Consider the following 12,312-nt stretch of genomic DNA (forward strand, 5'->3'; position numbering starts at 1 on the left):
GCTCCAGCAGGACCCCGATCACCGTGTCCCGCTCCAGCACAGCCACCCGCAGCTGCTCCACCGTCGGCTCAGCCGGAATCGGCGGCAGCGGATCATCGGACACCTAACAACTGTCCCACCAGTCACATCAGTATCAACCCGCCACGCCGAACACCTGAGTAGTTACGCCCCAGCGCACAATCCGTATGACCTTGTCTGCTCGGGACGACGTGGCAGCATGCGTGAGGTGATACAGCAGAGCCATAGCGATGAGACGCCGACGGGGGCCAGCCGAAGTGGGGAGCGGGTTCCCGTGGCGGTGGTGGGCGCCGGGGCGATGGGCGCCGGCATCGCTCAGGTGGCTGCGCAGGCGGGGCACGACGTGTATGTCGTCGACGCCCGGGAGGGCGCGGCGGCGGCAGCCCTCGACAGCACCGGCACCCGGCTGCGCCGTATGGCCGACAAGGGCCGGGTCACCGCCGAGCAGGCCGAGACCGTCATCGGCCGGCTGCACGTCGCCGGAGCGGAGGGCACGGGGTCCCGAGGCTCTGCCAAAGCCTCTCCCCACCCTGCGGGCACCGACGTCGCGGACCTGCCGCCAGCCGGGCTGGTCGTCGAGGCCGTCGTGGAGGATCTCGGAGTCAAGCGCGAGATCTTCGCCGCCCTGGCCAGCAGCCAGCCTCCCGAGACCGTGCTCGCGACCAACACCTCGAGCTTGGACATCTCCGCGATCGCCGAGGGACTGCCCCGTCCCGAGCGCGTCATCGGGCTGCACTTCTTCAACCCACCACCGCTGATGCGCCTGGTCGAGGTCATCCGCGGCGACGCCTCGTCCCGACAGGTGCTCGACGACGCCAACGCGCTGATGCGCGCCTGGGGCAAGACGCCGGTCGAGTGCGCCTCGAGCCCCGGCTTCATCGTCAACCGGGTCGCCCGGCCGTTTTACGGGGAGGCGCAGCGGATGGTCGCCGACGGCACCCTCGACGCCGCCAGCCTCGATACGGCCCTGCGCGGGCACGCCGGATTCCGGATGGGCCCGATGGAGCTGACCGACCTGATCGGCCAGGACGTCAACCTCGCCGTCGGCACCAGCGTGTGGGAGCAGACCGGCCGCGACCCGCGCTACGAGCCCACGGCATACCAGCAGCAGCTCGTGGCCGCCGGACGCCTGGGCCGCAAGACCGGGCACGGCGTCTACCGCTACGACGAGCAAGGCCTCCCGCTGGATGCCGAGCCGGATCACGCCCTGGTCGAGCGGCTGGTCGGCGGCGACGTCACCACCGATCCGGTCGCTCGCACCCTGGCGATGATCATCAACGAAGCGGTCGACCTGGTGCATCACGACGTGGCCGGCGCCGAGGACGTCGACACCGCGATGCGGCTGGGCACCAACTACCCCAAGGGTCCCCACGAGTGGTTGCACGAGCTCGGCGCCGAGCGGGTCCGGCATACCCTGCAGACGCTGGACCGGGCCTTCTCCGGGGGGCGCTACCGGCCAAGTCCAGGACTGATGCGATGAGCGCATGTCGTCGCTGACGCTGATCCTGCGCCGCGGGGCGGGCTGGCAGACTGCGCAGGTGGCAGCCGAGCTCCCGACGTTCACCGCCAGCCGCCTGCAGCGGGGTTACGCCACCGCTGAGGTCGATGCCTACCTCAGCCACGTCTTCGACGTGCTCGCCCGTGGGGAGGCGGTGCCGGACAGCCGGCAGGCGTCCTTCCGCGTGAAGCTCGGGGGATACGACATGCAGGAGGCGGACGCGTTCCTGGACGACCTGCGCAAGCAGGGCCACGTCGACGGCTCGACCGCGCAGGCCGTCGACGTCGCGGTGCGCGAGGGCAGGCAGGCGCCCCGGATCGAGGAGGCGATCTTCGGCAGGACCTACTTCGGCGGCTACTCCGAGCCGGAGGTCGACGACTACCTGGACACTCTGGCGGGTCTGCTCGGGCAGTAGCCGGCGCCCTCCCTGACATACTCGCGGCATGCGCGTCCTGGTCACCGGCGGTGCCGGCTACATCGGCTCCCACACAGTCCTGCAGCTGCTCAGGGCCGGGCACGAGGTGGTGGTGGTCGACGACTTCAGCAACGCCAAGCCGACCGTGGTCGGGCGACTGGAGGAGCTTGCGGGGCAGCCGGTGCCGGTGCACGCGTTCGACCTGGCCGACGGCGACAAGCTGGATGTCCTGCTGGCTCAGGAGCGCATCGACGCCGTGGTGCACTTCGCCGGGTCCAAAGCGGTCGGCGAGTCGGTGGCCAAGCCGCTGGACTACTACGCCAACAACATCGGCGGCACGATCTCGCTGCTGCGGGCGATGGCCCAGCAGAGGGTGTGGCGGATCGTCTTCTCCTCTTCGGCGACGGTCTACGGCGAGCACGCCCCGGTGCCGATGACCGAGGACCTGCCGACGTCCGCGACCAACCCCTACGGCTGGACCAAAGTGATGATCGAGCAGATCCTGCGCGACGTCGCCGTCACCGACGAGCGGTGGCGAGTGGCCCTGCTGCGCTACTTCAACCCGGTCGGCGCGCACGGCTCCGGGCGGATCGGGGAGGACCCCTCCGGCATACCCAACAACCTGATGCCGTATGTCGCGCAGGTCGCGGTGGGGCGGCGCGAGGAGCTGACCGTCTTCGGCGACGACTACGACACGGTCGACGGCACCGGAGTCCGCGACTACATCCATGTGGAGGACCTGGCAGCCGGCCACGTCGAGGCACTGCAGTGGATCAGCGAGCACGACCGCGCGGTGTCCACCTGGAACCTGGGCACCGGCAGAGGCAGCAGCGTGCTCCAGGTGATCGGTGCCTTCGAGCAGGCCAGCGGACGCACCATCCCCTACCGAGTGGCGCCCCGGCGAGCCGGGGACATCGCCGCGTCGTATGCCGATCCCGCACGGGCGGAGCGCGAGCTGGGCTGGCGCGCGGAGCGGACCCTGGTCGACATGTGCGCCGACACGTGGCGCTGGCAGTCGACCAACCCCGAGGGCTACCCCGACGGGCAGGACTGACCCGGCGCACACCCGACCGATCCGGCCGACCACCACCACACGTGGCGCCACCGGCGTTGCCCAGGGTGGAGGAGGGGACGGGCTAGGATCGCGAGCATGGCGCGTCTCTTCAAGGGTCTGGGGGATCTTGAGCGCGCCGTGATGGACGTGCTGTGGCAGCAGGGACCGGAGCTGACGGTCCGACAGGTGCACGAGGTCCTCCGCGAGCGAGACCTCGCCTACACCACGGTGATGACCGTGCTGGACCGCTTGGCCAAGAAGGACCTGGTCACCCGCGCCCGCGACGGCAGGGCGTGGCGCTACGCCGCAGCCGCCAGCTGTGAAGAGCTGACCGCGGCCTCGATGCGCACCGGGATGGAGTCGCTGGCCACCGACGACCGACGCGCGGCCCTGCTGCACTTCCTCGGTGACTCCAGCCCCGACGAGCTCGCCGACCTGCGGGAGGCCCTCGCCGAGGTCGAGCGCCGGCATCACTGAAGCGAGGGTCCGACTCGTGACTCCTGCGCGGCGTGGGTGGGCACACGGCGCGTCATGACTGTCCTTGCGGTGCTGTTGCTGGCCACCTTGGCAGTGGTTCTGGCCGGACTCGCCCCGCGATTGTTGGCGCCAATGACGCTCTTCCGGCGCTGCCCCGGGCCGACGCTCCTGCTCTGGCAGGCGGTCAGTCTCACCGCCAGCGTCTGCGCCCTGCTGGTCGCCCCGTGGCGTGGTGGAGCATGACCGACCGGCAGCCGCTGCTGCTCGCCCTGGCCTTCCTGGTCACCGCCGGCATGTAATCCAGCTGCTGCGCAGCGGGCACGTCGTCGGCACCGGTCTGCGCGAGCGCCGCCGTCGCCACCGGGACCTCGTCGACCTGCTCGGCACCCCGGACGCACCCGCGCAGCCCAGCCGGGCCCTGCAACGTCAGGACGGGCTGCGGGTGCTCGACCACCCCACCCCCACCGCATACTGCCTGCCCGGTCAGCAGCAACGAATCGTGCTGAGCGCCGGCGTGCTGGACCGCTTGGGACCCCAGGAGATCGGCGCGGTGCTGGCCCACGAGCGTGCGCACCTCGGCGCCCGGCACGACCTGGTGCTGGAGCTGTTCACCGTCCTGCACCGGGCGGTGACCACCCCGACGCCGCGCTGGGCGCTTGCACGGGCGCCGCACTGACCCGGACCCGGCTCGAGCTGATCGCGGATGCCGACACCCCGCGACGCGGTCAATCTGTGGCGATGGTCACAGTGGCCGCACTCGTGGCGCTGGCGCCGTGGATTCTGGTGGCGCTCTCGCTGTAGTTTTGCTACGTCACGTAGTACGTCAGCCTGTAGCACCGGAGCGCCATGGAAGCACTGGACCTCGCACGGTGGCAGTTCGGCATCACGACCGTCTACCACTACTTCTTCGTCCCCATCACGATCGGGCTCTCGCTGCTCCTCCCGCGCTCGTGTCGCGGTGGTCGACGACGAGCCGCACGCCTTCGTCGGCACCGTGCGGGCCAACCTCTTGCTGGCGCGCCCCGACGCGGAGGACGCGCGGTGCGCGAGGCGCTGAGCACGGTCGGGTTGAGCGACTGGCTGGCCGGTCTGCCGCACGCTCTGGACACACCACTGACCGGTCTCAGCGGTGGTGAGCGCACCCGGCTGGCACTGGCCAGGGCCGTGCTCTGCGCGCGGCCCATCGTGCTGCTCGACGAGCCCACCGCGCATCTGGACGGCCCGCACCGTGCTGGCGGGGGTCCTGACCCGCACCGGGGATCGCAGCGTCGTCATGGTCTCGCACGACCTGCGGGGGGCGGCGTGGGATCCGGGGGCCTGGCGACGGACGACGCTCGAGGCATCCGAGCCTCTTGCTGCACCAGCCGAGGTGGTCACGGTGGGCGGACACCTCTAACCTGACCTCAGGACGACGATCAGGAGGACAGGTCATGGGCGACAACGGCTGGGTGTGGTGGCTGCTCGCGGCGCTGGTGGTGCTGCTCGTGATCGCGGCCGTCGTCTGGATCGTCACGCGCCGCAAGCGAGGCCGCGCCAAGGCCTCCAGGCTGCGTGAGCAGGCGAGCGCCGGTGGCCCGGCGATCGGCGAGCACGAGTCCTCCGCCAAGGACCTCCGGGACGGCGCCGCCCTGGCCCGGCAGCAGGCCGACGACCTGCGGGGCCGGGCCGACCGGGCCGACCGGAAGGCCCGCGACCTCGAGACCCGCGCCGAGCAGGCGGTGCTTGCGGCCCGCGATGAGCGGGACCAGCAGACCGAGACCTTCCAGCGCGCCGATGAGGTCGACCCCGACACCAAGCACTGAGTCGGCCCCCTGGGCGAGCGGCCCGCCGACCGAACCTCGGATGTTTAGCGTTGCTCCCGAATGGGTATAGGAAGGCAATGTGGCGCCAAGGGTGGCCGTAGCGGGCTGCGCACGGGTTGGCGGGTGGGGTCGGCAGGCCGGGTGGGCGGCTCTGGGAAGATGACCCCATGGTCTCCCTCGCCGAGCTCTCGCCACCCCTGGCCCTGGGCACCCTCGACGGTCGCTACCGTCCGGTCGTCGCCCCCTTGGTCGAGCACCTGTCGGAGGCTGCCCTCAACCGCTGCCGGCTGCACGTCGAGGTCGAGTGGCTCATCCATCTGACCGCACATGGCGTGGTCCCGGGCGCGGGCACCCTGAGCGAGTCCGAGCAGCAGGAGCTGCGCGCGCTGATCGAGCAGTTCGACGCCGACAGCATCGTCGAGCTGGCCGCGATCGAGGCCGAGACGGTGCACGACGTCAAGGCCGTCGAGTACTACCTGCGTCGGCGGCTCGTCGACCGGCTGGGGCGCGATGACGGCATCGGCGAACTCGTGCACTTCGCGTGCACGTCCGAGGACGTCAACAACCTGTCCTACGCGCTGATGGTCCGTGGCGCGATGACCGAGGTCTGGCTGCCCCGCGCCCAGGCCCTGGTCGAGCAGGTGAGCGGGATGGCTCGCGAGCTGGCCGGCATACCCCTGCTGGCCCGGACCCACGGTCAGGCCGCCACGCCCACCACCATGGGCAAGGAGCTGGCCGTGCTGGCGCACCGGCTGTCCCGGCAGCTGCGCCGCATCGAGGGCGCGGAGTATCTCGGCAAGCTCAACGGCGCGACCGGCACCTACGGCGCCCACCTGGCCGCGGTCCCGGACGCCGACTGGCAGCAGGTCAGTCGCGGTTTCGTCGAGGGGCTCGGGCTGACCTGGAACCCGCTGACCACCCAGATCGAGAGCCACGACTGGCAGGCCGAGCTGTATGCCGACGTCGCGAGGTTCAACCGGGTGCTGCACAACCTGTGCACCGACCTGTGGTCCTACATCTCGCTGGGCTACTTCGCCCAGGTGCGCGGGCAGGGCAGCATCGGCTCCTCGACCATGCCGCACAAGGTCAACCCGATCCGGTTCGAGAACGCCGAGGCCAACCTGGAGGTCTCCGACGCGCTCCTCGACGTGCTGGCCTCGACTCTGGTGACCTCCCGGTTGCAGCGCGACCTGACCGACTCCTCGATGCAGCGCAACGTGGGCACGGCGCTGGGACACTCGCTGCTGGCCATCGACAACGCCGGGCGGGGCCTGGCCGGGCTGGATGCCGTGCCCGCCGCCATGAGTGCCGACCTGGAAGCCAACTGGGAGGTCCTGGCCGAGCCGGTGCAGTCGGTGATGCGCGCCCTGGCCGCGGCGGGCGACGAGAGCATGGCCAACCCCTACGAGCGGCTCAAGGAGCTCACCCGGGGCCGACGGATCACCGGGGCGGACCTGCGCGACTTCGTGCGCGACCTGGGGCTGCCGCAGGAGGCGGAGCAACGGCTGCTCGCGCTGACTCCCGCCACGTATGTCGGGCTGGCCCCGGAGCTGGTCGCGCACCTCAACCAACCATGAGCTCGCGGCCGGGGACCGAAATACCTCGGGGGGGTATGCTGTTGTGATGAGCGTGCACGGTTACAGCGGGTCCAAGGACGACTACCTCAAGAGGCTGGCCCGCATCGAAGGTCAGATCCGGGGCATCTCCCGGATGGTCGAGGGCGACACCTACTGCATCGACGTGCTGACCCAGGTCAGCGCCGCGACCAAGGGACTTCAGGCGGTCAGTCTCGGCCTGCTGGAGGACCACATCTCGCACTGTGTCGTCGATGCCGCCAAGGAGTCCGACGCGGCGGCCCAGGCGAAGGTGACCGAGGCCTCGGCGGCGATCGCCCGGCTCGTCCGCAGCTGAGTCGATACCCCTCGCGCACTGTCGAGAATCGGCGCAGACTCGCTGCACGGCGCAGAGTGCGGACGCAGTACCCTCAGCAGGCAGATTCGGCCCAACCCCCCAACGGAGGAGATCAGCATGAGCCAGACCCAGACCACCACGATCAGCGTCAGCGGGATGACCTGCGGGCACTGCACGTCCGCCGTCTCGGAGGAGCTGAAGGAGATCGACAACGTCCAGGACGTGCGCATCGACCTGGTCGCCGGCGGTGACTCTCCGGTGGAGGTGGACTCCGTCGGCGAACTCGACCAGGATGCCGTGCGGGTGGCCGTCACCGAGGCCGGCTACACCATGACCCGATGAGTGCAATGCCTCTGGCAGAACGTCACTGACGGGCGCAAAGTCCCTAGCAAATCGCAGTTCGAGGAGCCATGACCACACCGGCCACCACTGACCCGAGCACGTCCCGCACACCGGACACGGGGGGCCAGCACGTCGACCTGGCCATCACCGGGATGACCTGCGCCTCGTGCTCGGCCCGCATCGAGCGCAAGCTCAACAAGCTCGACGGTGTGCAGGCCAGCGTCAACCTGGCAACCGAGAAGGCCAGGGTGTCCTACGCCGACCCGGTCACTGTCCAGGACCTGCTCTCGACGGTCTCGGCGACCGGCTACGGCGCGACCCCCATCGAGGACAAGACCGACACCACACACGAGCCGATGGACCACGACCTGGTCGGCGACCGCGCCCTGAAGGTGCGGGCGATCGTCGCCTCGGCGCTGGCGTCCCTCGTGCTGCTGCTGGCCATGGTGCCGCCGGTGCGCGACGCCTTCGGCGCCACCGGTCCGTGGCTGCAGCTGCTGCTGACCACCCCGGTCTACGCCTGGGCCGCGTGGCCGTTCCACCGCGCCGCGGTGATCAACGCCCGCCACCTGGCCTCCACGATGGACACGCTGGTCTCGATCGGGATCAGCGCGGCATACGGTTGGTCACTGGTCGCCCTGCTGACCGGGTTCACCGAGCACCTCTACTTCGAGACCGCCGCGATCGTCACCGCCTTCCTGCTGATCGGCCGCTACATCGAGTCGCGGGCCAAGGCCTCCGGTCGGTCCGCGCTGACCTCGCTGCTGCAGCTGGGCGCCAAGGACGTCGCCGTGCTGCGCCACCACGCCCGCAACGGCGCGTGGACCGAGCAGCGGATCCCCGTCGAGGAGCTGGCGAAGGGTATGCGGTTCGTCGTGCGCCCCGGTGAGAAGGTCGCCACCGACGGCCTCGTCGTCGACGGCAGCAGCGCCGTGGACACCTCGATGGTGACCGGTGAGTCGATGCCGGTCGAGGTGAGCACGGGCAGTGAGGTGGTCGGCGCCACCGTCAACGGTCACGGCCGACTCGTGGTCGAGGCCACCCGGATCGGCAGCGAGACCACCTTGGCTCGGATCACGAGACTGGTCGAGCAGGCGCAGACCGGCAAGGCTCCCGTCCAGCGACTGGCCGACCGGGTCTCCGCGGTGTTCGTGCCCGCCGTCCTGGTCGTCGCCCTGGTCACGCTCGTCGCCTGGCTGCTGACCGGCAACGGCTTCGCCGACGCCCTGGAGCCGGCCGTGGCCGTCCTGATCATCGCCTGCCCGTGCGCCCTCGGGCTGGCGACCCCGACCGCACTGCTCAGCGGCACCGGCCGCGGTGCCCAGCTGGGCATCCTGATCAAAGGTCCGCAGATTCTGGAGAGCACCCGTCGGGTCGACACCGTCGTGCTGGACAAGACCGGCACCATCACGGCGGGGCGTCCGGTGCTCACCTCGATCACCGTGCACGGGTCGCTGACCAAGGAGGCCGCGCTCACGACGGCCGCCGCCGTCGAGTCCGGCAGCGAGCACCCGATCGCGCAGGCGATCATCGACGGGAGCCGGCAGGCCCGGCTGTCACTGCCGCCGATCACCGACTTCACCAACCTGCCGGGCCAGGGCGCCCGCGCGCGGATCAAGGACACCGAGGTCGTCGTCGGCAAGCCTGCGCTGTTCGACAGCGTGCCCGACACGCTGACCGAGGCCCTCGCGGGTGAGGGCAGCACCGTGCTGGTCGGCTGGGGGGGCAGCGCCCGGGCAGCGCTGACCGTGGCCGATGAGGCCCGCGAGACCAGCCCCGCGGCGATCGCCCGGCTGCGCGAGCTCGGCCTCACGCCATACCTGCTGACCGGCGACAACGAGCACACGGCCCGGGCGGTGGCCACTCAGGTCGGCATCGACCCCGACAAGGTGCGGGCCGGGGTGCTACCGCAGGACAAGCACGCGGAAATCGAGCGGTTGCAGGGTCAGGGCAAGGTCGTCGCGATGGTCGGCGACGGGGTCAACGACGCGGCCGCCCTTGCCCAGGCCGACCTGGGCATGGCGATGGGCTCGGGCACCGACGTGGCGATGGAGTCGGCCGACGTCGTGCTGATGCGCCCTGACCTCGACACCGTGGCCGGCGCCATCGGGCTGTCCCGGGAGACGCTGCGGATCATCAAGCAGAACCTGGCCTGGGCGTTCGGCTACAACACCGCGGCGATCCCGCTGGCCGCCTTCGGTCTGCTCAACCCGATGATCGCCGGGGGCGCCATGGCCGCCAGCAGCGTGATCGTCGTGCTCAACAGCCTCCGGCTGCGACGCTACGCGCGCTGACCCATCGCCAGGCCGGTGACCGTGGTGCGCGCGCACGCACCCTGCGCAGCCCCCACTGGCGCGCATATCGGTCCGGGCCGACCGGTGTGCGCGCGCACGCACCCTGCGCAACCCCCACTGGCGCGCATATCGGTCCGTGGGTCAGAGGGTGACCGGGCCGTCGGCTGTCGCGAAGGTCACCGACTCCAGCGCCGGCTCTCGGTCGACGAAGGCGAAGTCGACGTCACGCTCCCACTCGCCGGGCTCCTCATCGAGCGCCAGGAACTCCCGGATCCGCGCTGAGTCACCGGCGATCCGCAGACTGGACAGCGACACGTCGGTGTCGGCCAGCGTCGAGGGGTGATGCTCGGTGGAGTCCCAGCGCACGAAGAACGGCAGCTGCGGGTCCTCGAGCAGCGACTTCACGCCCAGCTGCCGCCAGCTCAGCTCCACGCCCTCGGGGGTATGCCGTCGGCCGGCCACCGATGAGCGGCCCAGCCGGGTCTCGATGTCGGCCAGGTCATCGACGGCGACGACCCAGGCCATCCAGCCACCGCCACGCTCGGAGGTGCGGCGCACCGCCTGGCCGAACGGCGCCTTGTCCGAGGCAGGGTGGTCCAGCACCTCGACGACCTCCAGATAGCGCTGGTCGGCCAGCGGCAACACCATGTTGCGGGTGCCGAAGGTGGGGTGCACCCCACCGGCGTGGACGGGCACCCCGAGCCGCTCACCCAACCGGCGCGCACAGGCCTGGCTGCCCTCGGGCCCGGCCGCATAACAGACGTGATCGATGCGCATGCGCCTCATCGTGACACAGCCCGCGCAACGCCCCGGACCCCGCCTATCCGATCGGCGCCCGGCGCTGCCGCACTGCCTCGTAGACCAGGATCGCCGCCGAGGTCGCCACGTTGAGCGAGTTCGCCTGCCCCACCATCGGGATCCGCACCCGGTGCGTCGCAGCGGCCAGTGCCTGTTCACTGAGCCCGTGCTTCTCCGCACCCACCGCGATGGCGACGGGTCCGGCATACGAGATATCGGTGTGATCGGTCATGGTGTCGGGCGTGGCAGCGACCAGGGGTATGCCGTGGCTCGCGAGCCAGGCCAGCGCCACCGGCGTCGGGTCGGCGGCGACGGGCACCGAGAAGACGGTGCCTTTGGCCGAGCGGATCAGGTTGGGGTTGCCCCAGTCGGTGACCGGGTCGGCGGCGATCACGGCGTGCACGCCGGCGGCGTCGGCGGTGCGCAGCATGGCGCCGAGGTTGCCCGGCTTCTCCACCCCCTCGCACAGCAGCACGAAGGCGTCGTCCGGGACCACGAGATCGGCGCAGGTGCTGCGAATCGAGGGGACCACCGCGAGGAACCCGTCCGGCCCCTCCCGGTAGGCGGCGCGCTCGAAGGCGACCCGGGCCAGCTGGACGACCTCCGCCCCAAGCTCGGCCACCCGGTCCACGGTCTCGGACTGGGCCGCCGGGTCGCCCATCAGCTCGGGGCAGTGGTAGAGCGAGACCGGCACCACCCCGGAGTCCAGGGCCAGCACGAGCTCCTCGTAGCCCTCCACCACGGTCAACCCCTTGTCCTCCCGGACGCCACGGCGGCGCAGCGCGGCCAGCGCCTTGAGCCGGGGGTTGGCCGGGGAGGTGATGACCAGGTCGGCGCTCACGACCGACCGAGCCGCACGGTGGCCAGGACCTCGTCGAGCACGGCGGCCAAGCCGTCCTCCTCGACGGTGCCGGTGCTGCTGTCGGCGGCATCGACGACGTCCTGCGGCGCCTGCCCCATGGCGACCCCCCAGGCGGCCCAGTGCAGCATCTCCAGGTCGTTGCGTTGGTCGCCGACCGCCACGGTGTCGCTCGGCTCGACGCGCAGGACCCGCCGCAGGTGCTCCAGGGCGGACGCCTTGGACACCCCCTCCGGCGCCAGGTCGAGCCATGCGCTGAAGCCGATCGCGTAGTTGACGCCGTGCAGACCGATCCGCTCCACCACCTCGGCGAACTCCTCCGGGGTGGCCGACAGGTCGCGCACGGTGACCCGGGTGGCCGGAGTCGAGACCAGCTCCGCCGCGCTCACCGCCCGCTGCTCGCCGGACAGCTCCGGCTCGGGGAACAGCTCGTTGACCTTGAAGCCCCGGCCCACCTCCTCCACGGCGATCAGCACCCCAGGCAGCGCCTGCTGCACCAGCTCGACCGCAGGCCGGGGGTCGAAGGTCACGACGTCGTGCACCCGGAAGCCGTCCGCCGCAGCGGAGTCCACGACGACCGTCACCGCCCCGTTGGAGCACACCGCATACGACCCGTCCACCAACAGGTCCAAGTCCTGTAGCACCGGCAGGGTGGCCAGCACCGAGCGACCGGTGGCGATCATGACCTGGGCCGGGGTTGCGGCCAGCGCACGCACCGCGTCACGCACCTGGTCGGACAGGTGACCGTCGTGATGCAGGATCGTCCCGTCCACGTCCAGTGCGATCAAGGGTGCGCCGACGAAGGACCGGGCGGTGACATCCACGAAGTCAGCCTAATGGTCAC

General features: G+C 70.9%; 15 protein-coding genes and 1 pseudogene. 13 read left to right on the top strand and 3 right to left on the bottom strand.

Annotated elements, in window-relative coordinates; genetic code table 11:
• Positions 1-292 precede the first annotated feature (292 nt).
• From ACR2FV_RS07385 to ACR2FV_RS07445, 13 genes and pseudogenes are all read left to right on the top strand, one after another.
• A complete protein-coding gene (locus ACR2FV_RS07385; RefSeq protein ID WP_434015047.1) occupies positions 293-1,498 on the top strand; it encodes a 3-hydroxyacyl-CoA dehydrogenase NAD-binding domain-containing protein in 1,206 nt (401 codons plus the stop codon).
• A gap of 4 nt (positions 1,499-1,502) precedes the next feature.
• Positions 1,503-1,931: a DivIVA domain-containing protein gene (locus ACR2FV_RS07390; protein WP_434015048.1), complete on the top strand. Its 429-nt coding sequence runs from the start codon at positions 1,503-1,505 to the stop codon at positions 1,929-1,931.
• A gap of 28 nt (positions 1,932-1,959) precedes the next feature.
• Positions 1,960-2,985: a UDP-glucose 4-epimerase GalE gene (gene galE / locus ACR2FV_RS07395; RefSeq protein ID WP_434015049.1), complete on the top strand. Its 1,026-nt coding sequence runs from the start codon at positions 1,960-1,962 to the stop codon at positions 2,983-2,985.
• Between the two features lie 96 nt (positions 2,986-3,081).
• Complete coding sequence (locus tag ACR2FV_RS07400; RefSeq protein WP_434015050.1) at positions 3,082-3,462, top strand: BlaI/MecI/CopY family transcriptional regulator; 381 nt, start codon at positions 3,082-3,084, stop codon at positions 3,460-3,462.
• A gap of 54 nt (positions 3,463-3,516) precedes the next feature.
• Positions 3,517-3,705 (top strand): hypothetical protein, encoded by a 189-nt coding sequence (locus ACR2FV_RS07405; RefSeq protein ID WP_434015051.1) that lies wholly within the window; start codon positions 3,517-3,519, stop codon positions 3,703-3,705.
• Positions 3,695-4,138 carry a M48 family metalloprotease gene (locus ACR2FV_RS07410; RefSeq protein ID WP_434015052.1) on the top strand — a complete coding sequence of 148 codons (444 nt, stop codon included), beginning with the start codon at positions 3,695-3,697 and terminating at the stop codon, positions 4,136-4,138. Before ACR2FV_RS07405 ends, ACR2FV_RS07410 begins: the two co-directional genes overlap by 11 nt.
• A gap of 170 nt (positions 4,139-4,308) precedes the next feature.
• Positions 4,309-4,404: pseudogene (locus ACR2FV_RS07415) on the top strand (cytochrome ubiquinol oxidase subunit I); the annotation flags it as partial.
• Entirely contained in the window at positions 4,396-4,863 is a 468-nt protein-coding gene (locus ACR2FV_RS07420) for an ATP-binding cassette domain-containing protein (RefSeq protein WP_434015090.1), read from the top strand. The pseudogene ACR2FV_RS07415 and the gene ACR2FV_RS07420, both read left to right, overlap by 9 nt.
• Positions 4,864-4,892: 29 nt before the next feature.
• Positions 4,893-5,264: a hypothetical protein gene (locus ACR2FV_RS07425; protein ID WP_434015053.1), complete on the top strand. Its 372-nt coding sequence runs from the start codon at positions 4,893-4,895 to the stop codon at positions 5,262-5,264.
• Positions 5,265-5,431: 167 nt separating this feature from the next.
• Complete coding sequence (gene purB, locus ACR2FV_RS07430) at positions 5,432-6,841, top strand: adenylosuccinate lyase (protein ID WP_434015054.1); 1,410 nt, start codon at positions 5,432-5,434, stop codon at positions 6,839-6,841.
• A 52-nt stretch (positions 6,842-6,893) separates the two neighbouring features.
• Positions 6,894-7,175: a metal-sensitive transcriptional regulator gene (locus ACR2FV_RS07435; RefSeq protein ID WP_434015091.1), complete on the top strand. Its 282-nt coding sequence runs from the start codon at positions 6,894-6,896 to the stop codon at positions 7,173-7,175.
• A 117-nt stretch (positions 7,176-7,292) separates the two neighbouring features.
• Positions 7,293-7,517, top strand: a complete 225-nt coding sequence (locus ACR2FV_RS07440) for a heavy-metal-associated domain-containing protein (RefSeq protein WP_434015055.1) — start codon at positions 7,293-7,295, stop codon at positions 7,515-7,517.
• Positions 7,518-7,585: 68 nt separating this feature from the next.
• Entirely contained in the window at positions 7,586-9,811 is a 2,226-nt protein-coding gene (locus tag ACR2FV_RS07445; protein ID WP_434015056.1) for a heavy metal translocating P-type ATPase, read from the top strand.
• Positions 9,812-9,952: 141 nt separating this feature from the next.
• On the opposite strand, the gene ACR2FV_RS07450 is transcribed toward ACR2FV_RS07445, so the two are convergent.
• From ACR2FV_RS07450 to ACR2FV_RS07460, 3 genes are read right to left on the bottom strand one after another with little or no spacing between them, the layout of a single operon-like run.
• The gene (locus tag ACR2FV_RS07450; RefSeq protein ID WP_434015057.1) at positions 9,953-10,588 is read right to left on the bottom strand and encodes a VOC family protein; all 636 of its coding nucleotides are present in this window, start codon (positions 10,586-10,588) and stop codon (positions 9,953-9,955) included.
• Between the two features lie 43 nt (positions 10,589-10,631).
• Positions 10,632-11,450 carry a TrmH family RNA methyltransferase gene (locus tag ACR2FV_RS07455; protein ID WP_434015058.1) on the bottom strand — a complete coding sequence of 273 codons (819 nt, stop codon included), beginning with the start codon at positions 11,448-11,450 and terminating at the stop codon, positions 10,632-10,634.
• The gene (locus ACR2FV_RS07460; RefSeq protein WP_434015059.1) at positions 11,447-12,292 is read right to left on the bottom strand and encodes an HAD family hydrolase; all 846 of its coding nucleotides are present in this window, start codon (positions 12,290-12,292) and stop codon (positions 11,447-11,449) included. The genes ACR2FV_RS07455 and ACR2FV_RS07460 overlap by 4 nt, the downstream gene beginning before the upstream one ends.
• Positions 12,293-12,312 lie beyond the last annotated feature (20 nt).

This window comes from Ornithinimicrobium sp., from assembly GCF_051004135.1.
In the GTDB taxonomy this organism is placed as follows: domain Bacteria; phylum Actinomycetota; class Actinomycetes; order Actinomycetales; family Dermatophilaceae; genus Ornithinicoccus.

Bases quoted from the DNA above. Each gene is read 5' to 3' on its own strand.
- ACR2FV_RS07440 (WP_434015055.1), top strand. From the start codon at position 7,293: ATGAGCCAGACCCAGACCACCACGATCAGCGTCAGCGGGATGACCTGC.
- ACR2FV_RS07390 (WP_434015048.1), top strand. From the start codon at position 1,503: ATGTCGTCGCTGACGCTGATCCTGCGCCGCGGGGCGGGCTGGCAGACT.
- ACR2FV_RS07445 (WP_434015056.1), top strand. From the start codon at position 7,586: ATGACCACACCGGCCACCACTGACCCGAGCACGTCCCGCACACCGGAC.
- ACR2FV_RS07450 (WP_434015057.1), bottom strand. From the start codon at position 10,588: ATGCGCATCGATCACGTCTGTTATGCGGCCGGGCCCGAGGGCAGCCAG.
- ACR2FV_RS07405 (WP_434015051.1), top strand. From the start codon at position 3,517: ATGACTGTCCTTGCGGTGCTGTTGCTGGCCACCTTGGCAGTGGTTCTG.
- ACR2FV_RS07425 (WP_434015053.1), top strand. From the start codon at position 4,893: ATGGGCGACAACGGCTGGGTGTGGTGGCTGCTCGCGGCGCTGGTGGTG.
- ACR2FV_RS07400 (WP_434015050.1), top strand. From the start codon at position 3,082: ATGGCGCGTCTCTTCAAGGGTCTGGGGGATCTTGAGCGCGCCGTGATG.
- purB (WP_434015054.1), top strand. From the start codon at position 5,432: ATGGTCTCCCTCGCCGAGCTCTCGCCACCCCTGGCCCTGGGCACCCTC.
- galE (WP_434015049.1), top strand. From the start codon at position 1,960: ATGCGCGTCCTGGTCACCGGCGGTGCCGGCTACATCGGCTCCCACACA.